Annotated in this window: 26 protein-coding genes; 10 read left to right on the top strand and 16 right to left on the bottom strand. The window is 73.1% G+C overall.

Going from position 1 to position 23,801, the window contains the following annotated elements; genetic code table 11:
* Positions 1 to 597, bottom strand: a complete 597-nt coding sequence (locus E0W78_RS15905; RefSeq protein ID WP_131404917.1) for a nucleoside triphosphate pyrophosphatase — start codon at positions 595 to 597, stop codon at positions 1 to 3.
* Positions 598 to 718: 121 nt separating this feature from the next.
* On the opposite strand from E0W78_RS15905, the gene E0W78_RS15900 reads away from it, so the two are divergent.
* Positions 719 to 2,977 carry a bifunctional diguanylate cyclase/phosphodiesterase gene (locus tag E0W78_RS15900; protein WP_131404916.1) on the top strand — a complete coding sequence of 753 codons (2,259 nt, stop codon included), beginning with the start codon at positions 719 to 721 and terminating at the stop codon, positions 2,975 to 2,977.
* A gap of 118 nt (positions 2,978 to 3,095) precedes the next feature.
* Here the strand turns inward: E0W78_RS15900 and E0W78_RS15895 are convergent, their stop codons facing one another.
* Together E0W78_RS15895 and E0W78_RS15890 are read right to left on the bottom strand one after the other, a co-directional pair.
* Positions 3,096 to 3,350, bottom strand: a complete 255-nt coding sequence (locus tag E0W78_RS15895) for an acyl-CoA carboxylase epsilon subunit (RefSeq protein WP_165570543.1) — start codon at positions 3,348 to 3,350, stop codon at positions 3,096 to 3,098.
* Positions 3,347 to 4,936 carry an acyl-CoA carboxylase subunit beta gene (locus E0W78_RS15890; protein WP_165570542.1) on the bottom strand — a complete coding sequence of 530 codons (1,590 nt, stop codon included), beginning with the start codon at positions 4,934 to 4,936 and terminating at the stop codon, positions 3,347 to 3,349. The genes E0W78_RS15895 and E0W78_RS15890 overlap by 4 nt, the downstream gene beginning before the upstream one ends.
* A 49-nt stretch (positions 4,937 to 4,985) precedes the next feature.
* Between E0W78_RS15890 and E0W78_RS15885 the strand changes: the two genes are divergently transcribed.
* Genes E0W78_RS15885 through purE form a run of 5 tightly spaced genes read left to right on the top strand, consistent with a single transcriptional unit; the run spans position 4,986 to position 9,032 of the window.
* The gene (locus tag E0W78_RS15885) at positions 4,986 to 5,786 is read left to right on the top strand and encodes a biotin--[acetyl-CoA-carboxylase] ligase (RefSeq protein WP_131404915.1); all 801 of its coding nucleotides are present in this window, start codon (positions 4,986 to 4,988) and stop codon (positions 5,784 to 5,786) included.
* A 36-nt stretch (positions 5,787 to 5,822) separates the two neighbouring features.
* Positions 5,823 to 6,335, top strand: coding sequence for a PH domain-containing protein (locus E0W78_RS15880; RefSeq protein WP_131404914.1), 513 nt, complete (start codon positions 5,823 to 5,825; stop codon positions 6,333 to 6,335).
* Positions 6,322 to 7,353, top strand: a complete 1,032-nt coding sequence (locus E0W78_RS15875; RefSeq protein ID WP_131404913.1) for an adenylate/guanylate cyclase domain-containing protein — start codon at positions 6,322 to 6,324, stop codon at positions 7,351 to 7,353. Before E0W78_RS15880 ends, E0W78_RS15875 begins: the two co-directional genes overlap by 14 nt.
* A gap of 22 nt (positions 7,354 to 7,375) precedes the next feature.
* Positions 7,376 to 8,536 carry a 5-(carboxyamino)imidazole ribonucleotide synthase gene (locus E0W78_RS15870; protein ID WP_131404912.1) on the top strand — a complete coding sequence of 387 codons (1,161 nt, stop codon included), beginning with the start codon at positions 7,376 to 7,378 and terminating at the stop codon, positions 8,534 to 8,536.
* On the top strand, positions 8,529 to 9,032 hold the full coding sequence (gene purE / locus E0W78_RS15865; protein ID WP_131404911.1) for a 5-(carboxyamino)imidazole ribonucleotide mutase: 504 nt from the start codon (positions 8,529 to 8,531) through the stop codon (positions 9,030 to 9,032). Before E0W78_RS15870 ends, purE begins: the two co-directional genes overlap by 8 nt.
* A gap of 121 nt (positions 9,033 to 9,153) precedes the next feature.
* On the opposite strand, the gene E0W78_RS15860 is transcribed toward purE, so the two are convergent.
* From E0W78_RS15860 to E0W78_RS15850, 3 genes are all read right to left on the bottom strand, one after another.
* Positions 9,154 to 9,579, bottom strand: coding sequence for a VOC family protein (locus E0W78_RS15860; protein ID WP_131404910.1), 426 nt, complete (start codon positions 9,577 to 9,579; stop codon positions 9,154 to 9,156).
* Positions 9,580 to 9,651: 72 nt separating this feature from the next.
* Entirely contained in the window at positions 9,652 to 11,163 is a 1,512-nt protein-coding gene (gene mqo / locus E0W78_RS15855) for a malate dehydrogenase (quinone) (RefSeq protein ID WP_242686388.1), read from the bottom strand.
* A gap of 176 nt (positions 11,164 to 11,339) precedes the next feature.
* The gene (locus E0W78_RS15850; RefSeq protein ID WP_131404909.1) at positions 11,340 to 11,945 is read right to left on the bottom strand and encodes a hypothetical protein; all 606 of its coding nucleotides are present in this window, start codon (positions 11,943 to 11,945) and stop codon (positions 11,340 to 11,342) included.
* A 107-nt stretch (positions 11,946 to 12,052) separates the two neighbouring features.
* Between E0W78_RS15850 and E0W78_RS15845 the strand changes: the two genes are divergently transcribed.
* Positions 12,053 to 13,213: an acyl-CoA dehydrogenase family protein gene (locus E0W78_RS15845; RefSeq protein WP_207392792.1), complete on the top strand. Its 1,161-nt coding sequence runs from the start codon at positions 12,053 to 12,055 to the stop codon at positions 13,211 to 13,213.
* A gap of 58 nt (positions 13,214 to 13,271) precedes the next feature.
* Here the strand turns inward: E0W78_RS15845 and E0W78_RS15840 are convergent, their stop codons facing one another.
* From E0W78_RS15840 to E0W78_RS15830, 3 genes are read right to left on the bottom strand one after another with little or no spacing between them, the layout of a single operon-like run.
* Positions 13,272 to 13,676 (bottom strand): hypothetical protein, encoded by a 405-nt coding sequence (locus tag E0W78_RS15840; protein WP_131404907.1) that lies wholly within the window; start codon positions 13,674 to 13,676, stop codon positions 13,272 to 13,274.
* A gap of 26 nt (positions 13,677 to 13,702) precedes the next feature.
* Complete coding sequence (locus E0W78_RS15835) at positions 13,703 to 14,005, bottom strand: hypothetical protein (RefSeq protein ID WP_131404906.1); 303 nt, start codon at positions 14,003 to 14,005, stop codon at positions 13,703 to 13,705.
* A gap of 10 nt (positions 14,006 to 14,015) precedes the next feature.
* Positions 14,016 to 14,597: a TetR/AcrR family transcriptional regulator gene (locus tag E0W78_RS15830; RefSeq protein WP_131404905.1), complete on the bottom strand. Its 582-nt coding sequence runs from the start codon at positions 14,595 to 14,597 to the stop codon at positions 14,016 to 14,018.
* A gap of 46 nt (positions 14,598 to 14,643) precedes the next feature.
* Here E0W78_RS15830 and E0W78_RS15825 point away from each other — a divergent pair, with 46 nt between their 5' ends.
* Positions 14,644 to 15,582: a DMT family transporter gene (locus E0W78_RS15825; RefSeq protein WP_131404904.1), complete on the top strand. Its 939-nt coding sequence runs from the start codon at positions 14,644 to 14,646 to the stop codon at positions 15,580 to 15,582.
* Here E0W78_RS15825 and E0W78_RS15820 read toward each other — a convergent pair.
* The 3 genes from E0W78_RS15820 to E0W78_RS15810 are packed head-to-tail and all read right to left on the bottom strand — an operon-like array spanning position 15,579 to position 18,675.
* Positions 15,579 to 16,403, bottom strand: coding sequence for a hypothetical protein (locus E0W78_RS15820; protein WP_131404903.1), 825 nt, complete (start codon positions 16,401 to 16,403; stop codon positions 15,579 to 15,581). The genes E0W78_RS15825 and E0W78_RS15820 overlap by 4 nt on opposite strands.
* A gap of 48 nt (positions 16,404 to 16,451) precedes the next feature.
* Entirely contained in the window at positions 16,452 to 17,507 is a 1,056-nt protein-coding gene (locus E0W78_RS15815; protein WP_131404902.1) for an NAD-dependent epimerase/dehydratase family protein, read from the bottom strand.
* Between the two features lie 43 nt (positions 17,508 to 17,550).
* Positions 17,551 to 18,675, bottom strand: coding sequence for an LCP family protein (locus tag E0W78_RS15810; RefSeq protein ID WP_131404901.1), 1,125 nt, complete (start codon positions 18,673 to 18,675; stop codon positions 17,551 to 17,553).
* A gap of 151 nt (positions 18,676 to 18,826) precedes the next feature.
* Here E0W78_RS15810 and E0W78_RS15805 point away from each other — a divergent pair, with 151 nt between their 5' ends.
* Positions 18,827 to 20,281, top strand: a complete 1,455-nt coding sequence (locus E0W78_RS15805; protein ID WP_131404900.1) for an LCP family protein — start codon at positions 18,827 to 18,829, stop codon at positions 20,279 to 20,281.
* 49 nt (positions 20,282 to 20,330) lie between these two features.
* Here the strand turns inward: E0W78_RS15805 and E0W78_RS15800 are convergent, their stop codons facing one another.
* The 4 genes from E0W78_RS15800 to E0W78_RS15785 form a co-directional block, all read right to left on the bottom strand.
* Positions 20,331 to 21,056, bottom strand: a complete 726-nt coding sequence (locus E0W78_RS15800; protein WP_131404899.1) for an ATP-binding cassette domain-containing protein — start codon at positions 21,054 to 21,056, stop codon at positions 20,331 to 20,333.
* Positions 21,049 to 21,900 carry an ABC transporter permease gene (locus E0W78_RS15795; protein ID WP_131404898.1) on the bottom strand — a complete coding sequence of 284 codons (852 nt, stop codon included), beginning with the start codon at positions 21,898 to 21,900 and terminating at the stop codon, positions 21,049 to 21,051. The genes E0W78_RS15800 and E0W78_RS15795 overlap by 8 nt, the downstream gene beginning before the upstream one ends.
* Positions 21,901 to 21,970: 70 nt before the next feature.
* Positions 21,971 to 22,642, bottom strand: coding sequence for a TIGR03089 family protein (locus E0W78_RS15790; RefSeq protein WP_131404897.1), 672 nt, complete (start codon positions 22,640 to 22,642; stop codon positions 21,971 to 21,973).
* A complete protein-coding gene (locus E0W78_RS15785; RefSeq protein WP_165570541.1) occupies positions 22,639 to 23,388 on the bottom strand; it encodes a 2-phospho-L-lactate transferase CofD family protein in 750 nt (249 codons plus the stop codon). The genes E0W78_RS15790 and E0W78_RS15785 overlap by 4 nt, the downstream gene beginning before the upstream one ends.
* 120 nt (positions 23,389 to 23,508) lie before the next feature.
* Between E0W78_RS15785 and E0W78_RS15780 the strand changes: the two genes are divergently transcribed.
* Positions 23,509 to 23,769, top strand: coding sequence for a WhiB family transcriptional regulator (locus E0W78_RS15780; protein ID WP_049798078.1), 261 nt, complete (start codon positions 23,509 to 23,511; stop codon positions 23,767 to 23,769).
* The last annotated feature ends 32 nt before the right edge of the window (positions 23,770 to 23,801 follow it).

The following is a 23,801-nucleotide window of genomic DNA, read 5'->3' as shown; positions in this document are numbered from 1 at the left end:
TCAGGCCTCGTCCCGGGGCCGCCACAGGCTCGTCCACTCGACGCCGACGTCGGCCACGAGCAGCCGCAGCAGCGGCAGCGAGATGCCGACGACGTTGTGCGGGTCGCCCTCGATGCCGCGCACGAAGGCGCCGCCGTACCCGTCGAGCGTGAACGCCCCGGCCACGTGCAGCGGCTCGCCCGTCGCGACGTAGGCGGCGATCTCGGCGTCGCTGACGTCGGCGAAGTGGACGACGGTGGACGCGGAGTCGAGGAACTCCTCGTCGCCGCGGCGCACGCAGTGGCCGGTGTGCAGGACGCCCGAGCGTCCGCGCATCCGCCGCCAGCGGGCGGTCGCGTCGGCGGCGTCGGCCGGCTTGCCCAGGATCGCGCCCTCGAAGGCGAGCACGGAGTCGCAGCCGACGACGAGGGCGTCGCCCTCGATCCGCTCGGCCACGGCGCGGCACTTCAGCTGGGCCAGGGCCGCGGCGAGGTTGGCCGGGTCGGTGGACGTCACCTGCGTCTCGTCGACCCCGGACACGACGACCTCGGGATCGAGGCCGGCGGCGCGCAGGGTCGCGAGGCGGGCGGGGGACTGGGAGGCGAGGACGAGTCTCATCGCTGGGCAGCCTAGGCCCTGTTCGCGCGGGACGCTCACGTCCGGGGCGGACCTGCCGATGGACAGGGTCCGCCCCCTGCCCGGGGTCGAGGCAGGCACCAGGACGGGGGACCGCACGACGATGATCACCGACCCTGTGCCGGTCCGCGTCCCCCGACGCCTGCTGCCGGTGCTCGTGATCGTCGCGCTCCAGTCCTGGGTGACGCTCACGCCCGGCCGCGACCCGTTCCTGCAGCTGGCCGTCGCGGTGCTCCTGCTCCTGCAGGTGCAGTGGATGGCGCGGGTGGCGCGGCAGTACGAGCACGACGGGCCGCACCGCTCGATCGAGCTCGCCGGACTGTGCCTGGCGGCCGGACTCGTCGCCGACGTGGTCGCGCGCGCGGTCGGACCGGACCTGCCCATGAGCGTCGGGTTCATCGTCGGCTCCAGCCTGTGCGCCGTCTTCGCGTTCCAGGCCGTGCTGCGCTGGGACCGTCTGGGCAGCGGGACGCCGGGTGTCGGCGACTGGATCAACGCGCTGGGCACCGTGGCCGTCACGGTGAGCGGCGGCATCCTGCTCGTCCAGGCGCTGGCCGCCCCGGCGGCCGCCTGGTCCGGCTGGGAGCTCCTGGTGTGGCTCGGACAGCTCGCCACCGGCGCGGTGCTCGCCGGGACGTGCGTCGTCGTCGGCCTGCTCACCGGCATGCGCGGCGACCCCCGGCTGTGGGCGGTCGTCGGTGCGTTCTCGGTCCACGTCGTGGTGCAGTGCGCGATCGCCGCGGCGGGCTACGAGGTGGCCGAGCGGGCCAGCATCCTCGGCCACGTGGTCGTGTGCACGGCGACCACGGCGGCGCTGCAGCAGGCCCTCCCGGTCCGGCGCGACCGGACACGTCCGTCGGTCACGGCGACCTGGTCGCTCGTGCTGCTCGGCTGCGCGAGCCTCGTCCTGGCCGTGGCGGCGTTCTCCGACCTGGCCCGGACGCGGGTGGCCGCCGCGATCGGTGCCGCCGCCACCGTCGTCACCTTCAGCCGGGTCTCGGCCATCGTGCGCGAGCTCGAGTCGCTCGCCCGGGCCCGGCGGGAGGCCCGGACGGACGACCTCACCGGGCTGGCCAACCGGCGCGGACTCGTCGCGGCGCTGACGTCCGCGCCGGGCACCGTGCGGGACCGGCGGGAGGCCGCCCTGCTCGTGCTCGACCTCGGCGGGTTCAAGCACGTCAACGACCGCTACGGGCCCGACACCGGCGACCACGTCCTGCGTGCGGTCGCCGGACGCGTCGCGGGGCTGCTGGAGGGACGTCACGTGCTGGCCCGGGTCACCGGTGACGAGTTCGCGGTGCTGCTGCCCGGCGCCGACCAGCACCGGGCGCTGGACGTCGCCGCCGCCGTCGCGGACGCCGTCACGCAGCCGTTCGACGTGCCCGACGCGGTGGTGCGGCTCGGCGTCCACGTCGGGGTCACCCACGTCCACCCCGACGAGCGGCCCGCCCCGGCCGGCACCGAGCTGCTGCGCCGCGGCCAGGCGGCGATGTACGCGGCGCGCGCGGCCGGCACCCAGGTCGCCGCGTACGATCCGGCCGAGGACGAGCGCGAGCGCCTGCGCCACGAGCGGGTCGAGCAGCTGCGGGGCCTGCTCGCCCCCGAGCCGGACCCGGCGTGCGGCGAGGTCGTCGTCCACTTCCAGCCCCAGCTGGACGCCGGCACGGGCGAGGTCGTGGGGGCCGAGGCGCTGGTCCGCTGGTGGCACCCGCAGCACGGCCTGCTGGCCCCGGTCGCGTTCGTCGACCTGGTCGAGCGGCACGGGCTCATGGCCCCGCTGACGCGCCGGGTCCTGCGGCTGGCCGCCCACGAGGCCGCGGGCTGGGCCCGGGCCGGCTTCCCCTACCGGGTCTCGGTGAACCTCTCGTCGTCCTCGTTCGCCGACGGCGACGTCGTGTGCCTGGTGCAGGAGGCGTTGACCGCGACCGGCCTGGAGCCCGGGCTGCTCACCCTGGAGATCACCGAGTCGGTGCTCATGGAGAACGTCGAGTCCGTGCCGCCGGTGCTGCAGTCGCTGGCCGAGCGTGGCGTCGGCCTGAGCATCGACGACTTCGGCACCGGCTACTCCTCGCTCGCCTACCTGGCCGACCTGCCCGTCGACGAGCTGAAGATCGACCGCTCGTTCGTCCGGCGCCTGATGACCGACCCGCGGACGCACGCGGTCGTGGCCGGCACGATCGAGCTCGCGCGTCGGCTGCAGCTGCGGGTCGTGGCCGAGGGGGTCGAGGACGCCGAGACGCTCGAGGCGCTCCGCGAGCTGGGCTGCGACGTCAGCCAGGGCTACCTGCACGCGCGGCCGGCCCCGGCCGCCGAGCTGCGCGACTGGTTCCAGGACCACGTGACGGCCGACCAGCCGTCCTGAGGGCCGGCTTCGCCCTCCCGGCACGGACGCCGGGGAAGCAGCAGGTCCCCGGGAGGCTTCCCGGGGACCTGGCTGGATCCCCGGGCTCGGGGATCGGACGATCAGCAGTGGCCGGGGCTCAGCCCCAGGCGGAGCGGCGCCACTGGTCGGCGCCGTGGCGGTGCGATCCACGCACCGCACGAGCCGGGTGGCCCCACTCCGAGCGGACGCGCTGGCGTCCGGCCTCGCGGGCGGCTGCGTGGGCCGCGGCGGCGTTGCGGGCCGCGACGACGGCGACCAGCGCCGCCAGCTCCTCGGGCGTCAGGTCGCCCTTCACCACCCGCAGCACCGGCTTCGCGGCCGGCGTCTCGGTTCGCTCGTCGTGCTCGCTCACAGCGGGATGTTCCCGTGCTTCTTGGGCGGCAGCGTCTCGCGCTTGGTCTTGAGCAGGCGCAGGGCCTTGACGATCTCGGCGCGGGTCTGCGACGGCTGGATGACGCCGTCGATGTAGCCGCGCTCGGCCGCCACGTAGGGGTTGCAGAGCGAGTCCTCGTACTCGACCATCAGCTCCTGGCGACGCGCCTCCGGGTCGTCCGAGGCGGCGATCTCCTTGCGGAAGATGATGTTCGCCGCGCCCGAGGCGCCCATGACCGCGATCTGGGCGGTCGGCCAGGCCAGGTTCACGTCGGCACCGAGGTGCTTGGACCCCATGACGTCGTACGCGCCGCCGTACGCCTTGCGCGTGATGATCGTGACCAGCGGGACGGTGGCCTCGGCGTAGGCGTAGATCAGCTTCGCGCCACGACGGATGATGCCGTTCCACTCCTGGTCGGTGCCGGGCAGGAAGCCGGGGACGTCCACGAAGGTGAGCACCGGGATGTTGAACGCGTCGCAGGTGCGCACGAAGCGCGCGGCCTTCTCGGACGCGTCGATGTCCAGGCAGCCGGCGAACTGCATCGGCTGGTTGCCGACGACGCCGACGCTGCGGCCCTCGACCCGGCCGAAGCCGATGACGATGTTGGGCGCGAACAGCGCCTGCACCTCGAGGAAGTCGCCGTCGTCCAGCGTCGCCTCGATGACGGTGCGGATGTCGTAGGGCTGGTTGGCCGAGTCCGGGATGAGCGTGTCGAGGGCCAGGTCGGTCGCGCCCGGCTCCAGGTCGACGACCTCGTCGTAGACCTCGGCCTCCTCGAGGTTGTTCTGCGGCAGGTACGAGATGAGCGCCTTCACGTACTCCAGCGCGTCGTGCTCGTCGTGGCCCATGTAGTGGGCGTTGCCGCTCTTGGTGTTGTGCGTGCGCGCGCCGCCGAGCTCCTCCATGGAGACGTCCTCGCCGGTGACGGTCTTGATGACGTCCGGGCCGGTGATGAACATGTTGGAGGTCTGGTCGACCATCACGGTGAAGTCGGTGACGGCGGGGGAGTACACGTGGCCGCCGGCGCACGAGCCCATGATCAGGCTGATCTGCGGGATGACGCCCGAGGCGTGCACGTTGCGCTTGAAGATCTCGCCGTACAGGCCGAGCGAGACGACGCCCTCCTGGATGCGGGCGCCGGCGCCCTCGTTGATGCCGATGATCGGGCTGCCGGTCTTGAGCGCCAGGTCCATGACCTTGAGGATCTTCTCGCCGTAGACCTCGCCGAGGCTGCCGCCGAAGACGCTGAAGTCCTGGCTGAAGACGCACACCTGGCGGCCGTCGATCGTGCCGTAGCCGGTGATGACGCCGTCGCCGAGCGGACGGTTCCTCTGCTGGTCGAAGGCGACGCTGCGGTGGCGGGCGAGGGCGTCCAGCTCGACGAACGAGCCCTCGTCGAAGAGCTGCTCGATGCGCTCGCGGGCGCTCTGGCGTCCCTTCTTGTGCTGCTTCTCCTTCGCACGCTCGGCCATCTCGACGGTGGCCTCGTGCTGGCGGCGCTGGAAGTCGCTGATCTTCCCCGCCGTGGTGTGCAGCTCCGGGTGGACCTCGATCTGTTCGCTCACCGCCTCAGGGTATCCAGGGCCCCTCGCAGGGGTGTGTGAGGCTAGTCATATGGCCTACGAGGACCTCGACCGACCGCCCCTGGACGTGCGCGCGCTGCGCACCGCGCTGACGCGCACGAGCTGGGCGGACGTCCGGGTCAGTGGCCGCACCGGCAGCACCAACGCCGACCTCGCCGCGCTGGCTCGCGAGGGGGCACCGGTCGGCACCGTCGTGGTCACCGAGCAGCAGACCGCCGGCCGCGGACGCCTCGACCGGCGCTGGGAGCAGCCGCGGTCGTCCGGGCTGGCCGTCTCGATGCTGGTCGCGCCGCGCGAGGTGCCGATGCACCGCTGGGCTTGGCTGCCGCTGCTGACCGGCCTGGCCGTCGACGCCACCGTGCGGTCGTTCGACGTGCCGTCCGCGCTCAAGTGGCCCAACGACGTCCTCGTGGACGACCGCAAGCTCGCCGGCATCCTGGTCGAGGTCGTGGTGACCCCGCAGGGTCCCGCCGCGGTCGTCGGCGTCGGGCTGAACACCGGGCTGCGCGCCGACGAGCTGCCCGTCCCGACCGCGACGTCCATGCGGCTGGAGGGGGCGGCCACCACCGACCGCACCGTCGTGCTGCGCGAGCTGCTGCGCACCTTCGACGCGCTGCACCGCGCGTGGGTGGCCGACGAGGGGGAGCCGACCAACGTCCGCGAGTCCTACGTGCGCCGGTGCGCGACCCTCGGCCGCCGCGTGCGGGTCGAGATGCCCGACGGCAGCACGCTGGAGGGCACGGCCGAGACCGTCGACCTCGAGGGACGCCTGGTGGTGGCCGGGCAGGCGGTCAGCGCCGGCGACGTCACCCACGTGCGCGCCGTGGCATGACGTCGGCGCAGGGTCGCTGCGTGCCAGACTGACGTCATGACGCTCCCGCGCAGGCTGATGACCGACGGCGAGCACGTCGTCGCGTCCACGCGCACGCACGTGAAGGTGCTGACCGGCCCGGTGGTGGTGCTGCTGGTCGTCGCGGCCGCCGGCGGGTTCCTGGCCGCCTGGACCCGCGAGCAGGCCGGGGCCACCGCGGCCTGGGTCGTCGCCGGCCTGGCGCTGGTGCTCGTGCTGTGGCGCTCGGTCCTGCCGTTCCTGCGCTGGCTGACCTGGACGTACACCGTCACCAACAAGCGGATCGTCGAGCAGAGGGGCCTGCTGACCCGGCACGGCCGCGTCATCCCGCTGAGCCGGGTCAACGACGTCTCGTTCGAGAAGAACCTCAACGACCGGGTGCTGCGCTGCGGGACGCTCGTCGTCCACGACGCCAGCGAGCAGTCCGGCCTCCGGCTGCTCGACATCCCGCGCATCGACGAGCTGCACCGCACGCTGACCGAGCTGATCCACGCCGAGGGGAGCGCGAGCGGCCGCCATGAGTCCGTCTGAGCCCGACCACCACCACCTGTCGTCGGCCGAGCGAGACGCCCTGCGCCGCCGGCTCAACCTGCTCATCCTGGGCGACCAGCGCGAGCTGACCGGGTCCGACGTCGTCGAGCAGGCCGGGGTCGACCCCGAGCTGGCCCAGCGGCTGTGGCGCGCGATCGGCTTCCCCGACGCCGGTGACACCGCCGCCTACTCCGAGCAGGACGTCCACGTCCTCACCGCGATCGACAAGCTGCAGCGGGACGAGGCCCTGCCCACGGACGCGCTGTTCCAGCTCGTCCGCGCGATCGGGCACCTGGTCTCGCGGCTGGCCGACTGGCAGATCTCGGTCATCGTCGACGCCGTCGAGGGCCAGGTCAGCGAGGGACGCGCGGGCACCCGGCTCGAGGCGGCGGTGGACGTGGCGACCGACGTCGTGCCCACCTTCGACGAGGTGCTGCGCTACGCCTGGCGCCGCCACCTCGCGGCGTCGGCCGCCCGCGTCGAGGCGCTCGGCGAGGCCGACTCCGAGCTGCTCAGCACGCGGGTCACCGTGGGGTTCGCCGACCTGTCCCGGTTCACCAAGCTGTCGAACGAGCTGGACGAGATCGGGCTGGCCAAGGTCGTCCAGGGCTTCGAGAACCACGCCACCGACATCGTCGCCGCGCGCGGCGGGCGGGTCATCAAGACGCTGGGCGACGCGGTGCTGTTCACCTGCCCCGACCCGCGCACCGCGACCACGCTGTCGCTGGAGCTCGTCCGCCAGATCGGCGCCCGCAAGGACCTGCCGGACGTCCGCGTCGGGCTCGCCACCGGCTCGGTCATCAGCCGGCTCGGCGACGTCTTCGGGCCGCCGGTGAACCTGGCCGCGCGCATGGCCGCGGTGGCCCGCGCCAACCGCGTGCTGGTCGACCAGGAGACGGCCAAGACGCTCACCGACGACCAGTTCGAGGCGCGTCCGCTGCCGGCCCGTCCGCTGCGCGGCTTCGGCCTCGTCACGCCGGTCGCGGTCAGCCGGCGGCGCACGTTCCGGGCCCACTGAACCCCCTCGCTACCCTGTTCCGGTGACGAAGCCCGAGCTCGGAATCATCGGAGGCGGACAGCTCGCCCGCATGATGCAGGAGTCCGCCAGCGCCCTGGGCGTCCGCGTGCGGCTCCTCGCGGAGGCGCCGGACGTGTCGGCGGCCCAGGTCGTGCCCGACCACGTGGTGGGTGACTACACCGACCTGGACGTCCTGCGCGACGTCGTCGGCGACGCGCCGGTCATCACGTTCGACCACGAGCACGTCCCGCCGACCCACCTGCGCACGCTGGCCGAGGAGGGCGTCGTCGCCCGTCCCGGCCCCGACGCGCTGCTGTACGCGCAGGACAAGGCGGCCATGCGCAGCCGGCTCGCCGGGCTCGGCGTGCCCGGCCCGCGTCACGCGGTGGTCAGCACCCGCCAGGAGCTCGACGCGTTCGCCGAGTCGCTCGGCGGCTACCCGCTCATCCTCAAGGTGACCCGCGGCGGCTACGACGGCAAGGGCGTCTGGCTCGTCCGGTCCCTCGCCGAGGCCGACGCCGCGTTCGAGGCGCTCGGCTCGAGCGCGGCCGGCACCCAGCTGCTCGCCGAGGAGCACGTCGCCTTCCAGCGCGAGCTGTCGGCGCTCGCCGCCCGTCGCCCGTCCGGCGAGGTCGTCACCTGGCCGGTCGTCGAGTCGCGCCAGGAGGACGGCGTCTGCCGCGAGGTCACCGCGCCCGCGCCCGACCTGCCCGAGCACCTGGCCGAGCAGGCCCGCGAGATCGCCGAGCGGGTCGCGACCGAGCTCGGCGTCACCGGCGTGCTGGCCGTCGAGATGTTCCAGACCAACGACGGGCGCCTGCTCGTCAACGAGCTGGCCATGCGTCCGCACAACACCGGCCACTGGTCGATGGAGGGCGCGGTCACCAGCCAGTTCGAGAACCACGTCCGCGCGGTGCTCGACCTGCCGCTGGGATCCACGCGTCCGCGGGCACCGTGGACGGTCATGGTCAACATCCTGGGTGGCAAGGTCACCGACCTCGAGGCCCAGCGCGCCGTCGTCATGGCCCAGGACCCGGACCTGAAGATCCACCTGTACGGCAAGGAGGTGAAGCCGGGCCGCAAGGTCGGGCACGTCACCGCCTACGGCGACGACCTCATGGACGTCCTGGCCCGGGCGCGCCGGGGCGGCCGCCTCCTCGAGAACGGAGCAGTCGATGACTGAGCAGGCACGCGTCGGGATCGTCATGGGGTCGGACTCGGACTGGCCCACGATGGAGGCGGCGGCGACGGCGCTGGAGGAGTTCGGCGTCGCGTACGAGGCCGACGTCGTCTCGGCGCACCGGATGCCCGACGAGATGCTGGCCTACGGCCGCGAGGCGCACGACCGTGGCCTCGAGGTGATCATCGCGGGGGCTGGTGGCGCCGCGCACCTGCCGGGCATGCTCGCCGCGGTCACCCCGCTGCCGGTCGTCGGCGTGCCGGTGCCGCTCAAGCACCTGGACGGCATGGACTCGCTGCTCTCGATCGTCCAGATGCCGGCCGGGGTGCCGGTGGCGACGGTGTCGATCGGCAACGCTCGCAACGCCGGCCTGCTGGCCGTGCGCATCCTGGCCGCCGGCGACCCCGACCTGACCGCGCGCATGGTCGAGTTCCAGGCCGACCTGGCCGACGCCGCCCGGGCCAAGGGCGAGCGCGTGCGCAACCGCCAGCGCCCCTGACGCGTCCCTCACCTCGCGCCCGCTCCGCCGGGATTCGTGTCGGGACGGACGGGGGTGGACGCCGTCAGGCGTCCGACTCGGCACACTTCGCGGCAGCGCCCGGCTCGGGTGAGTCGCGCGGCTAGGCGAAGCTGACGGTGCCGTCGTCGGCGATCGTCCAGCCCGGGTTGTGGGCGACCTCCCACAGCGCTCCGGCGGGGTCGCGGACGTAGGCGTGGAAGATGCCCCCGAACGCGCCGTCCTGGGGCGGCTTCACGACGTCGCCGCCGGACGCGCCGAGCCGCTCGACGAGCGCGGCGACCTCCTCGCGCGAGCCGACGTTGTGCGCGAGCGAGAGACCGGACGGTCCGCCCACCGGGTCGCCGACGTCGCGGGCGAACGAGGCGGCGTCGAACAGGCCGAGCACCTGGCCCGGGGCCACCTGGACGAAGACGATCTCGCCGGGGACGACCAGCATCGGCTCCCAGCCGAAGCCCTCGGCGTAGAACCGGCGCGACGCGTCGAGGTCGGGCGTGGCCAGCGTGACGAAGTGCAGACGGGTGTCCATGACCCCGACGCTAGACGGTGCCGGGGACGACGAAGGGCCCCTCCCGCGCGGGAGGGGCCCTTCGTCGGCGGCTCAGGCGAGCTGCAGCGTCTTGTCGGTGTAGGCGCGCAGGTCGGCCAGCAGCGACGCGTTCTCGCGCAGGTGCACGCCGTAGGACGGCACGACCTCCTTGAGCTGCGGACGCCAGCCGTCGATGCGGTCGGGGAAGCACTTCTCCAGGACGTCCAGCATCGCGGCGACCGCGGTGGACGCGCCGGGGGAGGCGCCGAGCAGGCCGGCGATCGAGCCGTCGGCGGCGTTGACCACCGAGGTGCCGAACTCCAGCGTGCCGCTGGCGCCGTTGCGCTTGATGACCTGCACGCGCTGGCCGGCGGTGATGAGCTCCCACTGGCCGGACTCGGCGAGCGGGGCGAAGTCGCGCAGCGCCTCGACCTTCTTCTCCTGGCCCTTGAGCAGCTCGCCGATCAGGTACTTGGTCAGCGAGAACGAGTTCAGGCCGACGCCGAGCATCGAGAACAGGTTGTTCGGGCGGATCGAGCGCGGCAGGTCGGTGACCGATCCGGCCTTGAGGAACTTGGGCGACCAGCCGGCGTACGGGCCGAACAGCAGCGAGCGCTGGCCGTCGATGACGCGGGTGTCCAGGTGGGGCACCGACATCGGCGGGGCGCCGACGGCGGCCTTGCCGTAGACCTTGGCGTCGTGCTGCTCGGCGATCGAGGAGTCCAGGCAGCGCAGGAACTGGCCGCTGACCGGGAAGCCGCCGAAGCCCTTGATCTCGCTGATGCCCGACTTCTGCAGCAGGTGCAGGGCGCCGCCACCGGCACCGACGAACACGAAGCGGGCGCGCACGCGGGTCTTCTGCTTGGTGGCCAGGTCGCGCAGGGTGACCGCCCAGCCCTCGCCGTCGCGGCTGAGCTTGACGACCTCGGTGCCGTAGCGGACGTCCGCGCCGCGCTGGGAGAGGTTGGCGACGAGCTGGCGGGTCAGCGAGCCGAAGTCGACGTCGGTGCCGTTGTCGCTCCAGTTGAGCGCGACCTTCTGCGCGGCGTCGCGGCCCTGGGCCATGAGCGGCAGGCGCTTGGCGAACTCGGCGGAGTCGTCGACGTACTCCATGCCCTCGAACAGCGGGTTGCCGGCGAGCGCGTCGTAGCGCTTGCGCAGGTACTCGGCGTCGGCCTGGCCGGTGACGAAGCTGACGTGCGGGACGGAGTTGATGAAGCTCGACGGGGCGGCCAGGTGACCGTTCTCGACGCCGAACGACCAGAACTGGCGCGACAGCTGGAACTGCTCGTTGACCGTGATCGCCTTGCTGACGTCGACGCTGCCGTCGGCCTTCTGCGGCGTGTAGTTCAGCTCGCACAGCGCGGAGTGGCCGGTGCCGGCGTTGTTCCACGGGTCGCTGCTCTCCTGCGCGGGCTGCGACAGGCGCTCGACGACGCTCATCGTCCAGTCCGGCTGCAGCATCTTCAGCAGGGTGCCGAGGGTGGCGCTCATGATCCCCGCGCCGACGAGCAGGACGTCGGTGGTGCCCGGCGAGACGGACGAGGGGGTGGAGACGGCCGGCACGTTCGCGCTCTCGGACACGCAGGGAACCAACTTCCGCTTCGACGACAGGTGCGGGGGTCCGGGGCTACGGCACGACAGACCCTCCCCTCCAGTGTCGCTCGATCGGCCCGAAGACTCGCCGCGAGGGCGTGTGATCTTCGTCGCGTTGGGTGCTTCTGGGTCGCTTAGCGGTGGCGCACCGTGTCGTTGAGGTGCTATTGAGCCCGGTCGGCGACGTACGAGGTCAGGTGCGTCAGCGTCGGGGTGCGCGGGGCCGAGCCGAAGCCGAACCGCACGGGCGGGTCGACCGGCGCGAGGTCGCCGAGGTCCGTGCCGCGCCAGCGGGCGGACGCCGAGCGCAGGCGGTGCACGTCGCGGGCGGCGTACCACTCGACCCGGTCGCCGTTGCCCGCGCTGCCGTAGGTGCGCACGCCGCGCATGAGCCGGCGGGCCAGCGGGTCGACCGCCCGCGCCCAGGCCTGCGAGCGTCCGACCGGGGGCGGCACGAGCCGCAGCGGCAGGGCCACGGGGTGGCGCGCGCCGACTGCGAACGACAGCGTCAGCGACGGCGTCGTCACGCGCCAGACCGGACCGGGGACGACCTCGACCGGCTCCACGACGACCTGGTCGAAGGTGTACGTGGACGCCACGAACTCGCCCAGCTCCGCACTCGGCGCCACCAGCGTCCGGATGCCGTCGGGCTCCTCGACCATGACGTCGGCGAACGAGCCGAACGGGCTGGTCAGCCAGTGGCCCAGCACGAGCCGGGTGCCGCTCGTGGTGCCGAGGCCGGCGATGTGGCCGGTGAAGGAGCGCGTCATGCGTCCACCCTCCGGGCCACCGGGCGGGCCCGCACCCCGGACGCGCTGCGGACGCCGTGGGCGGCGCGGATACGATTACTAGGTCGTCCTACCTTTTGGGAGAACCCGTGTCCGACTTCTTCGCCCTCTCCGAGGAGCACCAGGCGATCCGCGAGGCCGTCCGCGCGCTCGCGGAGGCCAAGATCGCCCCGCACGCCGCCGACGTCGACGAGCAGGCCCGCTTCCCGCAGGAGGCCGCCGACGCGCTGCTGGCCGCCGACTTCCACGCCCCGCACGTGCCCGAGCAGTACGGCGGCGCCGGTGCCGACGCGCTGGCCACCGTGCTGGTCATCGAGGAGGTCGCCCGGGTCGACGTGTCGGCCTCGCTCATCCCCGCGGTGAACAAGCTCGGCTCGCTGCCCGTGCAGATCGGCGGCAACGAGGAGCTCAAGGCCAAGTACCTCGGCGCGCTGGCCCGCGGCGAAGGAGGGTTCTCGTACTGCCTCAGCGAGCCGGACGCCGGCTCGGACGCCGCGGCGCAGAGGACCCGCGCGGTCCGCGACGGCGACGAGTACGTGCTCAACGGCGTCAAGCGGTGGATCACCAACGCCGGCGAGTCCGAGTACTACACCGTCCTGGCGATGACCGAACCGGAGAAGCGCAGCAAGGGCATCAGCGCGTTCGTCGTCGAGAAGTCCGACCCGGGCGTCTCGTTCGGCGCCAAGGAGCGCAAGCTCGGCATCAAGGGCTCGCCGACGCGTGAGGTCTACCTCGACGACGTCCGCATCCCGGCCGACCGGCTGATCGGCGAGGAGGGCAAGGGCTTCGCCTACGCCATGCAGACCCTCGACCACACGCGCGTGACGATCGCCGCGCAGGCGGTCGGCGTCGCGCAGGGCGCGCTCGACTACGCGCTGGGCTACGTCCAGGAGCGCAAGCAGTTCGGCAAGCCGATCAGCGACAACCAGGGCATCCAGTTCATGCTCGCCGACATGGGCATGAAGGTGGAGGCCGCGCGCCAGATCACCTACGCCGCCGCCGGCCGCTCCGAGCGCGGCGACAAGGACCTGACGTTCTTCGGTGCCGCGGCCAAGGCGTTCGCCTCCGACGTGGCCATGCAGGTGACCACGGACGCCGTGCAGCTGCTCGGCGGCTACGGATTCACCGCCGACTACCCGGTCGAGCGGATGATGCGCGACGCCAAGATCACCCAGATCTACGAGGGCACCAACCAGGTGCAGCGCATCGTCATGGCCCGCCAGCTCCTGGCCGGGATCCAGTCGATCTGACGCACCCGCGACGAGGGCCCCGCGACCGAGCCGGTCGCGGGGCCCTCGTGCGTCCGGGTCAGGTCGCGCCGTGCAGGGCGTCGGGGCCGACGACCGGGACGACGCCCTCGGCCGCGGTCACGAGTGCCGGATCGGTGGTGACGAGGACGTCGGCCTGCTGACGGGCGACGGCGACGTACTCGGCGGCGGCGACGCCGAGACCGTCGTGCTCGAGGGCGAGGCGCCAGCCGACCCCGCGGGTCACCCGGTCGCCGAGGGCGCGGAACTTCAGCTCGGTGACCGGGTCGTGCAACGCCCGCGCCTCTCGCTCGGTGCGGCGTCCGGCCCGCACGTCCTCCAGCAGCAGCTGCAGCGCGTCGGTGCGCACCGAGCGCGGTGCGACGAGCTGGTGGTCGGCGGAGAGCTCGAGGCCGGACTCGACGACGTGCAGCAGCGTGGCCGCGTCGATGGCGAAGCGCGTCATCGACCCAGGCTACGAGCGCCGGCGGGCTAGAGCGCGAAGCTCCAGCGCTCGGCGAACGCGAAGGCGGTGAGGGTCCGGAGCTGGGACTCCAGCTCGTGCTGAAGGATGCTCGTCTCCTCCTGGGACTCCGCGTCCATGCGCAGCACCTCGGCGCCGTCGGAGCGGCGGCGCAGGACGAACTCGCCGACCGACGGGGTGTCGACCGCGCCCAGGGAGACGAGCGCGAGGGCGGACCAGGCGAGCAGCCGCAGCTTGCGCAGTCCCTGGTGCTCGTGCCGCTCCAGGGAGAGGGCGAAGACGTCGTGGGCCGGGGCGCTGGGGTCGGTCACGGGCCGCAGGCTATCGCGCGCCGTCGCGTCCGCCGGCGGCCAGCAGCGTCTCGGCCGCGGCGAGGGCCCGGGCGAACGGGTCGCCCATCGCGTGCAGGCCCGCGGTCACGACCGCGCCCTCGTGCAGCAGCATCAGCTGCTCGCCCAACGCTTCGGGATCGGCGGCGCCCGCGTCCGTGGCAAGGCCGACGAACAGCTCGCGCGTCCAGGCCTTCTGCCGGGCGGTCGGCTCGTGGGCCAGGTGGTCCTCGGCGATCTCGGCGTGGGCGTTGACCATCGCGCAGCCCCGGGTGCCCTCCGCCTCGGCCCAGGTGGCGGCGGCGTCGAACACCGCGCGCAGACCGTCCGACGGGTCGTCCCCGGCCTCGGCGAGCCGGGCGTCCAGGCGCTCGCGCCAGCGCGCGTCGCGGGCACCCAGGTACTCGGCGACCAGCCGGTCCTTGGAGCCGAAGCGGTCGTAGAGCGTCTTCTTGGTGACGCCGGCCCGCTCGGCGATCGCGTCGACCCCGACGGCGTGGATGCCGTGGGCGTAGAACAGCTCGGACGCCGCGTCCAGGACGGCGCGCGCCTTCGGCGTCCACTCGATCGTCATGGCTCCAGGATAGCCGTCTGGTAGACCGACCGGTATATTCGACGCCATGAGTAGACCGATCGGTATATCTGTTCCGTCCGGCGGGCTGGCCTCGGCGGGGCTGGCGGTGCTGTTCGTCGTCTGCTGGTCGTCCGGCTTCGTCGGCGCGAAGCTCGGCACCGGCGAGGCGGCTCCGACGACGCTGCTCATGTGGCGGGCCCTGCCGGCCGCCGTGCTGCTCGTGCCGCTGGCCTGGTGGCTCGAACGGCGACGTCGCGCCCGGCCCGGGGCTGGCCTGTCCTGGCGCGCGGTGCGGGTGCACGTCGTCGTGGGCGTCCTGTCGCAGACCTGCTACCTGCTCACCGTCTACGGCGCGATCGACCTCGGGGTCAGCTCCGGCACCACGGCGCTCGTGGACGGCGTGCAGCCGCTGGTCGCCGCCGTGCTCGTCGGCCCGCTGCTCGGCGCGGCGGTGTCCGGACGGCAGTGGGTCGGCCTGGCCCTGGGCCTCGCCGGCGTGCTGCTGGTGTCGTGGGCGGACTTCACGGCGGGAGCGGGGGACGTCCCGGTCTGGGCCTACGCGGTGCCGCTCGGCGGGATGCTGAGCCTGCTCGCGTCCACCATCGTCGAGCGGCGGGCGGCCCTGGCCACCCCGCCGCTCACCGCGCTGGCCGTGCACGCGGCCACGTCCGCGGTGCTGCTCACGGCGGCCGCGGTGCTGACCGGCACGGCCGTGCCGCCGGCCTCGCGCGACTTCTGGGTCGCGACGGCCTGGCTGGTCGTGCTGGCGACGCTCGGCGGCTACGGCCTGTACTGGCTGCTGGTCGAGCGCATCGGCGTCGTCCCGGTCAACAGCCTCATGTTCCTGGTCGCGCCCGTGACGAGCGTCTGGGGCGCGGTCATGTTCGGCGAGCCGCTGACCGCGGTGACCGTCGCCGGCCTGGCGCTGACGCTCGTGGCGGCGGCCACGGCGACCGGGCGGCGGCAGGAGCCGGTGCCGGCCTAGCCCCGGTCCTCAGGCGGGCCGGGGACCACGCCGTCACCGACGCGTTCCTCGTCCGCCCGGGTGGCGTCCAGGATCCGTCGCGCCACCGTGCGGCGGTCCGAGCTGCTGTCGCCCAACGGGCCGATGAGCAGGGCCTCGACCGCCCGCCGGAGCCGCAGCCGGTCGTCGGGACTCAGGAACGGCAGAGCGGCCTCCGCGGCCGACAGGCCGTGGTACTGCTCGAAGGACGACCGGCTGTGGACGGTCGCCTGCTTGAGCACCTCCAGCGTGGCCAGCCGGGGGTCGCGCTCGATCAGGGCGAGGGCGACGACGCGGTTGCCCTCCCCGCCGGTGTCGAAGACGTCCTCCACGTCCGCCGGCGAGAGTGCGCTGGTGTCCATGTCGCGGGCGCTCTGCATGACCGCCTCGAGCTGCTTGGTCCGGTCCCAGCCGGACGGCTGGGAGGCCCGCAGGTGCTCGTACCGCGTGCCCACCGCCGCGGCGGTCGTCCTCAGCATCGCCGCCCGGCGCTCGAGCCGGGCGGCCCGCTCGACGTCACCGGTCGCCCGGGCCTGGGCGGCGGCGACGAAGTCCTGCTCCGCCCGCTGCTCCAGGCCGAGCTTGACGCCACCCGCCTCGACGGAGCGGACGCGGTCGCCGAAGACGCCGAAGCCGGCCACGGCCACGCCCGCCGCCACCAGGGAGGCCGAGCCGAGCTCGTTGTCGGTGACGAAGACCGCGACGCCGCCGGCGACCACGCAGCCGAGCCCGAAGACCAGGGCGGCCAGCAGGTACGGCCGCCTCCACAGGGGCGCGTCGCGTGCGGTGCTCTCCTCGCTCATCTCGCGAGGCTAGGCCGACCCCGGGGGCGACCGGGCGGGTCCGGCGACCTACTCCGGCGGGCTGGACGCCTCGCCGACGCCGGTGCGCACCTCGTCGGCGCGCGTCGACGGCGAGTCCGGGGCCTGCGAGGGCGACGAGCCGCCGGCGTGGTCGGCCATGCCGTGCAGCACCTCGCGGAGTGCCTCGTCGGCCGGCACCCGAGGCGACCAGCCGAGCGAGCGCAGCCGCGACGCGTCCAGCAGGGGCAGGCTGCGCAGCAGGTCGAACAGCGCCGGCTCGGCGGGGACGACGTGCAGGTGCCAGAGCGCCGACAGGGCCGAACGGGTCAGGACGTCCGGCACCGGCACGACCTTGGCGTCCATGACCCGTCCGAACGTCTCGGCGTCGATGACCGGCCCGGCCGCGACGTTGTAGGCGCCGTGGGCGCGCTCGTCCAGGGAGACCAGGCGGAACGCCTCGGCGACGTCGTCGGTGTGCATGGTCTGCAGCACCATGCCGCGCGGCCACGGCACCACCGGCAGGCGTCCGGGCCGCACCAGCGCGGTCGGCACGAACGGGCCCGCCATGAGCCGCTTCTGGGCCGACGCCGAGCTGCGCTGCAGGATGAAGCACGGGCGCATCCGCACCACGCGCAGGTCCGGGTGCGCTGCCTCCAGGGTGTCCAGCGCCCGCTCGGCGTACGCCTTCTCGCGCCCGTAGGCGGCGTGCGGCTGGCTGTGCGTGGGCCACGACTCGTCCACCGTGCGTCCCGGCGCGGGGGAGTAGGCCCCGACCGAGGACGTGTGGACGAGGGCGCCGACGCCGGCCCGGGCCGCGGCCTCGAAGACGCGGACGCTGCCGACGGCGTTCGCCTGCCAGGTCACCGTGGGCGAGTGCGTCGGCTGGAACAGCCACGCGGTGTGGACGACGACGTCGGCGCCGGCGAAGTGCGGCTCGAGGTCGTCCTCGCCCACGTCGGCGACGGCGTAGGTGGTCTTGGGGACGCCCGCGTCGGGCAGGCGGCGGGCCAGGCCGACGATCTCGGTGACGCGGTCGTCGGCGGCCAGCGCCCGGACGACCGCGCCGCCGACGTTGCCGGTCGCACCGGTGACGACGATCTTCATGCCGGGGCGGTGCCCGCCGCCCCGGGCCGTCAAACCGTGCGGGTCACTCGCCGGCGGGCAGGCCGTCCTTGGTGCAGAGGCTGCCGACGTCCTCGGTGCGGTCGCTGGCGATGAGGTCGAACATCTCCTCGGAGCGCTTCTTGTCCCAGCGCACCGAGAAGTCGGCCAGCGGGACCGTGCAGTTGAGCCCGTCGCCGCCCATGACCGACGACAGCGACAGCGCGAAGCGGGCCAGCGAGATCGGGCCGACGTTGTCGCCGATGGTCAGCGCCGTCGAGCCGCCCTTCGCCACCGAGAGGTAGCGGAAGGGGTTGAGCACCGTGGCCGGCGAGCGCAGCTTGCTGCCGATCGAGCCGATGACCTCGCGCTGGGCCTGGACGCGCTGGATGTCGCCCGTGGCGTACGCGTGCCGGTTGCGTGAGTAGGCCAGCGCGGTGACGCCGTCGGCCTCCTGGCACCCGGCCTTCACGTTCAGGCCCGAGTCGCGGTCCCGCAGGCGCTCCTTCGGACAGATCTCGACCCCGCCGACGGAGTCGACCAGGTTCACCAGGCCGCCGAGACCGATCTCGACGTAGTCGTCGACCCGGATGCCGGTGTTCTCCTCGATGGTGCTGACCAGCAGCTCGGGGCCGCCGTAGGCGTACGCCGCGTTAATCTTGCTCTCGCCGCGGCCGGGGATGTCGACGATCGAGTCGCGCGGGATCGACATGAGCAGCGACGGACCGCCGCCGACGTGCAGCAGCATGATCGTGTCGGTGCGCTCACCGAAGTCGCCGCCGGTGTTGAGCTTGTTGCGCTCGTCCTTGGTCAGGCCCTTGCGGCTGTCGGAGCCGACGACGAGGTAGGTCGTGCCGGGCTGGTCGGCCAGGCGCTCGTCGGGGTCGGCGTCGACCCGGGCGACCTGGTTCCAGGCCCAGACGGGCACGGCGACCAGGAAGACGATCCAGGCCACGACGACCAGCGCGATGATCTTCCCGACGCCGAAGCGGCGCTTCCTGCGCGGGCGTCCGCCACCGTCGCCGCGGTCACGGTCGCGACCCCGGCCGCCACGGCCGCCGGGCGGCGGCAGGTCGGGCGGGGGGAGCTCGTCGGCGGCACGCGGCGCGGGACGGGAGGTTCCGTCGTCGTACAGCCAGTCGTAGCGCTTCTCGTCGGGGCCGCTGGGCATGGCGCCGAGGCTACCGGACCGGTGATGGGCCCCCGCGCAGCGCGGGCCCGGGAAAAGTGCGGCGTGTCCCGGCGCGCCCTCGACCCGGGGTTGAGGGTTCGTGACCATACTGGCTCGACCTCGACACCTTCCCCACGCACGCAGAGGACCCATGCCCGACGCCATCAGCTCCAGCGCCCACACGGCCGACCGCTCGGCGGCCGTCCGGTTCCGCCGCGCGCTCACCCTGACCGCGATGACGCTCGTCATGCCGGGCTCGGCCCAGGTCGTGGCCGGCAACCGCCGCGTCGGGCGCCTCGCGATCCGTGTCTGGCTCACGGTCATCGCGCTGGCCGTCGCCGCCGTCATCGTCTACCTGTTCTCGCGCGCCACCCTGTTCACGCTGCTCACCGACGGCTGGGTCATGCGTCCGCTGCGCCTGCTGCTCATCGTCGGTGCCGTGGCCTGGGCCGGGCTGCTCATCGACGCCTGGCGCCTCGGCGCCCCGCACGACCTGCGCCGCGGCCACCGGGCCGTCGTCGCCGGGCTCAACGGCGCGCTGTGCATCGGCGTCGCCGCGACCATGATCCTGGCCTCGCAGACCGTGTCGGCCCAGCAGAAGCTCATCGGCTCGGTCACCGGCTCCGGCGCCGCCAGCAAGGCGGCCGAGGGCACGGCGGCGGACGGCCGCTACAACGTGCTGCTGCTCGGCGGCGACTCCGGCAAGGGCCGCGTCGGCCTGCGCCCGGACTCGATCAACGTCGCCTCGATCGACGCCGAGACCGGCCGCACCGTGCTCGTCGGCCTGCCCCGCAACCTGCAGAACGTCCCGTTCCCCGAGGGCACGGTCATGCACGAGCAGTTCCCGGACGGGTTCTCGTGCGAGACCGACTGCTACCTCAACGGCGTCAACACGTGGGCCAACGACCACGCCGACCTGTTCGACACCAAGCACCCCGGCATGGACGCGACGGTCGAGGCGGTCGAGGAGACCACCGGCCTGGACATCGGCTACTACGCGATCATCAACATGAACGGCTTCGCCAACCTCGTGGACGCCCTCGGCGGCGTCACGCTGGACGTCAAGGAGCGCACCGCCATCGGCGGCATCGGCGCCCCGGTCACCGGCTACATCAAGGAGGGGCGCCGCCACCTCACCGGCCGCCAGGTCACCTGGTACGCCCGCAGCCGCGTCGACAACGACGACTACTCCCGCATGGGCCGGCAGAAGTGCATCATGACCGAGATGCTCGGCCAGCTGAGCCCGCAGAAGGTGCTCACCAAGCTGGACGCCATCGCCGACTCGGCCGAGTCGTTCTTCGAGACGAGCATCCCGCAGGGCGACGTGGGCGCGTTCCTGGACCTGGCGCTCAAGGCGCGCAAGGAGAAGGTCTCGTCGGTCTCGATCGTCCCGCCGCAGGTGAACACCAGCGACCCCGACTTCGACAAGGTGCGCCGCATGGTGCAGCAGGCCGTGGCCAAGTCCGAGGGCACCTACTCCTCCAACGGCGTCCGCAACGCGACGCTGTCGCCGCTGGCCAAGCCGAAGATCACCGTCGAGGGGGCCGACCCGCGCAAGGACCCGCGCCGGGCGAACCAGTCCGACGACCTCGAGAAGGCCTGCTGACGCAGGCGCCGGGCGGGCCCTCGGGACCCACCGCCGGCGGGGGAGCGGCTCAGCGCTCCCGGTAGGCCTCGATGACCGGGCCGGGCTCGCCGTCCATGAGCAGCTCGCCCTTCTCGATCCACAGCACCCGGTTGCAGGTGTCCAGGATCGAGGTCATCGAGTGGCTGACCAGGAAGATCGTGCCGGCCTGGTCGCGGATGTCGCGGATGCGCGCCTCGCTGCGCTCGCGGAACTGCTTGTCGCCGACGGCCAGCGCCTCGTCCACGATGAGGATCTCGTGGGTGCGGGCCGTCGCGATGGCGAACTTGAGCCGCGCGGTCATGCCCGAGGAGTACGTGCGCATGGGCAGCTCGATGAAGTCGCCCAGGCCCGAGAACACCACGATGTCGTCGTAGGCGGCCTCGATCTGCTCGCGGGTGAAGCCCATGGCCAGGCCGCCCAGGATGATGTTCTGCGCGCCGGACAGGTCCTTGATGAGGGACGCGCCGACGCCGAGCATGCTGGGGTTCGCGCTGGCGTGGATGGCGCCGGCCGAGACCGGCGTCAGGCCCACGATCGCGCGCATGAGCGTCGACTTGCCCGAGCCGTTGGTGCCGATGACGCCGATGCTGTCGTTCTCGTACGCCACGAACGAGACGTCCTTGAGCGCGTTCACGACGCGGGTGCGCGGCGCGCGCGTGCCGTCGGGGCCCTTGCGGCCGGTCTTGACGTGGTAGTCGACCGAGACGTGCTCGACCACGACGGACGGGCGGCGGCCCGGCTGGGGTTCAGTCACGTCCGTACCGCTCCTCGGCCTGCCAGAAGAACACGATGCCCACCACGAACAGGACGAGCGACCACACCGCGAAGTACAGCCAGTACCAGGGGTTGTCGACGGTGTACTGCCCGTCGAGCAGCAGGCCACGGGCCAGGGTCAGCAGCTCGTGGAGCGGCTGGAAGTCCAGGATGCGCAGGGCGACCTCGTTGCCCTCGAACCGGCTGGACAGGTCGAAGAAGATGCCGGTGGAGAAGAACAGCAGCCGGCTGATGAACGGCAGGATCTCGCTGAGGTCGCTCAGGTGCACCGACAGGCGCGAGGTGATGAGCGTGAGCCCCACGTTGAACATCGTGTAGAGCAGCACGAGCGGCACGATCAGCAGCCAGTGCCACTGCGGGGTGTTGCCCTTGACCGTGACGAAGATCAGCAGCACCGCCAGCGTGGGCATGAAGAGCACGAGCTCCTCGAGCACGCGCGCCATGGGCAGGACGATGCGGGGGAACCGCAGGCTCTGCACGAGCGCCCGGTTGCTGGTGATCGACTTCGCGCCGCTGGTGAACGTCCGCGAGAAGAACTCGAAGAAGAAGACGCCGACGATGAGGAACTCGATGAACCGGTCGGGCTTCGCGCCGCCCATGATCAAGCCGAAGACGGTGCCGTAGACGACCGCGTTGATGACCGGCCGGAGGACGACCCAGGCCAGGCCCAGCTGGTTGCGCTGGTTGTCGGCGCGGACGCGGTACAGGGCCAGCAGCCACATGAACTCGCGCCGGTTCCAGGTCTCGCGCAGGTAGGCCCCGAGCGGGGGACGGGCGCCGACCCGGCCGAGGCCGTGCTGCTCCGCGTACGCTGCCAGGTTCATGGATTCCTACTCGTGCGAGGGGATGCGCCGCCGGACGGTGCCGGGACCGACGCGAGTCTAGGGCATGGGGTCACGGCCGGACCGGCTCGGCGTGCTCCTGCGCGGCGACCCGCTCGACGTCGGCGGGGGTGCCGCCGGTGACCAGGACCAGGCTGCCGTCCCCGGCCGCCGCGGCCACCACGGCCGCGCACTCGGCGGCCAGGTCGGCGTCCACGAGCAGGCGGCGGGCCCGGTCGGCGCCGGCCCCGGCGACGAGGGCGGCGTGGGTGATCACGAGGCCGCCGAGCCCGAGCGCGAGGTCGTCCTCGCCGGGCTCGTCGACCGGCACGAAGACGTCGGGGTGGCCGGCGACGACGCCGTTGTAGTCGACGAAGCCGGCGGGGGCGGACTCGAACGGCAGGCCGAGCGGACGCAGCGAGAGCGCGACGCGGACGTCCTCGGACGCGTCGAGGTCGGGCCCGGTCACGCCGACCTCGGCGTCGGTGTCGACGACGACGGCGCCGACCTGCCAGCAGGCGAGCGCCCAGACCACGCGCTCCCAGTGGGTCGGCAGACCGATGCGCACCCGGGTGCCGGGCTCGACGTCGAGGTCGTCCACGAGCAGGCCGCAGGTCTTGGCGACCCAGTTGGCGGTGGTGACCGTGCTGAGCTCGACGCGCTCGCCGCTGCCCAGGTCGTAGAAGGTGACGAAGGGGCGGCCCGGCTCGCGACGGCGGGCGAGCAGCGAGGTCAGCGTGGTCATGCGCCCACCGCCGCGGCGACGTCGGCGGGCGAGCCGACCGTGGTGACCGGCAGCTCGAGCGGGTCGGCCAGCGCGGCGAGCGGGTCGTCGGCCTCGGGGGCGGCGAGCAGCGGCGCCGGGCGGGCGGCCAGGGCGTCGCGCAGGCCGCCGGCCCGCAGCAGCGGCGTCCGGGTGACGGTGGGACGGACCGGGGCGAGCACGACCACGTCGGCGTCGCGGACCGCGGCCAGGGCGGCGTCCGAGGCGCTGTCGTCGGTGCTCACCACGACCAGGGACTCGGCCTCGGCGGTGCCGGTGGCGAGGTGCTCCTCGACGTGGACGGCGCGACGCTCGCCGGCGTCGGTGACCACGACGTGCAGCTCGGTGCGGTGCTCGGACACCGGGACGACCGTCGCCGGGAGTGCGAGCCGGGCGGCGAGGGCCGCGGTGACCTCGGCCAGCCCGAAGCCGGCGGCCAAGAGCTCCGTGCGCAGCACCTGGCGGGCCAGCGTGGCGTCGTCGTCGTGCGCCCAGCGCGGCTCGGCGCCCAGGGCGGCGAGCTCCTCTGCGACCCGGCTGGTCGCGGACGACGGCTCGGCCCGCAGGCCGTCGAGCAGCGCGTCGGCGTCCGGCGTCCGCTTGAGCCCGTGCACCCACTGGTCGCGGGCGACGGAGGCCACGACGGTGAGGTCGTGGGCGGGGAGGAGGGAGGCCAGCTCGCGCACGAAGGGGGCCGACTCGGCCCCGGCGAGGACGGTGACGCGCATGGCCGCCATGGTGCCAAAGACGTCCTCGTCCGGCGTGTCGGGGTGGTTCTGCGGCGGGTCGTCGTGATATTTCGGCGTTCGGCTTGACTCAGGCCGTCTCGCAGGACTGTAATTTCACCCATGTCATTCGATCTGGGTGTGGACCTGCCGCTGGAAGACGCTGAAGAGCTCTCCTGGCAGGAGCGTGCGTTGTGCGCCCAGACCGACCCCGAGGCGTTCTTCCCCGAGAAGGGCGGCTCGACGCGCGAGGCCAAGAAGGTCTGCACGACCTGCGAGGTCCGCACGGAGTGCCTGGAGTACGCGCTCGAGAACGACGAGCGCTTCGGCATCTGGGGCGGTCTGTCCGAGCGTGAGCGGCGCAAGCTCAAGAAGCGCGCCTGAGCGTCGCCGCCGGCGCTGCCGGTGTGCTGACC

The organism is Aeromicrobium sp. IC_218 (genome assembly GCF_004336805.1).
Lineage (GTDB): Bacteria > Actinomycetota > Actinomycetes > Propionibacteriales > Nocardioidaceae > Aeromicrobium.
The sequence above is the reverse complement of the archived record's forward strand: the minus strand, read 5'-3'. Positions and strand labels throughout refer to the sequence as shown.

What these genes read in the sequence shown, in the direction of transcription:
- E0W78_RS15905 (WP_131404917.1), bottom strand. Translation starts at nt 597, where the DNA reads ATGAGACTCGTCCTCGCCTCCCAGTCCCCCGCCCGCCTCGCGACCCTG.
- E0W78_RS15900 (WP_131404916.1), top strand. Translation starts at nt 719, where the DNA reads ATGATCACCGACCCTGTGCCGGTCCGCGTCCCCCGACGCCTGCTGCCG.
- E0W78_RS15885 (WP_131404915.1), top strand. Translation starts at nt 4,986, where the DNA reads ATGGCCTACGAGGACCTCGACCGACCGCCCCTGGACGTGCGCGCGCTG.
- E0W78_RS15880 (WP_131404914.1), top strand. Translation starts at nt 5,823, where the DNA reads ATGACGCTCCCGCGCAGGCTGATGACCGACGGCGAGCACGTCGTCGCG.
- E0W78_RS15875 (WP_131404913.1), top strand. Translation starts at nt 6,322, where the DNA reads ATGAGTCCGTCTGAGCCCGACCACCACCACCTGTCGTCGGCCGAGCGA.
- purE (WP_131404911.1), top strand. Translation starts at nt 8,529, where the DNA reads ATGACTGAGCAGGCACGCGTCGGGATCGTCATGGGGTCGGACTCGGAC.
- E0W78_RS15860 (WP_131404910.1), bottom strand. Translation starts at nt 9,579, where the DNA reads ATGGACACCCGTCTGCACTTCGTCACGCTGGCCACGCCCGACCTCGAC.
- E0W78_RS15850 (WP_131404909.1), bottom strand. Translation starts at nt 11,945, where the DNA reads ATGACGCGCTCCTTCACCGGCCACATCGCCGGCCTCGGCACCACGAGC.
- E0W78_RS15840 (WP_131404907.1), bottom strand. Translation starts at nt 13,676, where the DNA reads ATGACGCGCTTCGCCATCGACGCGGCCACGCTGCTGCACGTCGTCGAG.
- E0W78_RS15830 (WP_131404905.1), bottom strand. Translation starts at nt 14,597, where the DNA reads ATGACGATCGAGTGGACGCCGAAGGCGCGCGCCGTCCTGGACGCGGCG.
- E0W78_RS15825 (WP_131404904.1), top strand. Translation starts at nt 14,644, where the DNA reads ATGAGTAGACCGATCGGTATATCTGTTCCGTCCGGCGGGCTGGCCTCG.
- E0W78_RS15820 (WP_131404903.1), bottom strand. Translation starts at nt 16,403, where the DNA reads ATGAGCGAGGAGAGCACCGCACGCGACGCGCCCCTGTGGAGGCGGCCG.
- E0W78_RS15815 (WP_131404902.1), bottom strand. Translation starts at nt 17,507, where the DNA reads ATGAAGATCGTCGTCACCGGTGCGACCGGCAACGTCGGCGGCGCGGTC.
- E0W78_RS15810 (WP_131404901.1), bottom strand. Translation starts at nt 18,675, where the DNA reads ATGCCCAGCGGCCCCGACGAGAAGCGCTACGACTGGCTGTACGACGAC.
- E0W78_RS15805 (WP_131404900.1), top strand. Translation starts at nt 18,827, where the DNA reads ATGCCCGACGCCATCAGCTCCAGCGCCCACACGGCCGACCGCTCGGCG.
- E0W78_RS15795 (WP_131404898.1), bottom strand. Translation starts at nt 21,900, where the DNA reads ATGAACCTGGCAGCGTACGCGGAGCAGCACGGCCTCGGCCGGGTCGGC.
- E0W78_RS15790 (WP_131404897.1), bottom strand. Translation starts at nt 22,642, where the DNA reads ATGACCACGCTGACCTCGCTGCTCGCCCGCCGTCGCGAGCCGGGCCGC.
- E0W78_RS15785 (WP_165570541.1), bottom strand. Translation starts at nt 23,388, where the DNA reads ATGCGCGTCACCGTCCTCGCCGGGGCCGAGTCGGCCCCCTTCGTGCGC.
- E0W78_RS15780 (WP_049798078.1), top strand. Translation starts at nt 23,509, where the DNA reads ATGTCATTCGATCTGGGTGTGGACCTGCCGCTGGAAGACGCTGAAGAG.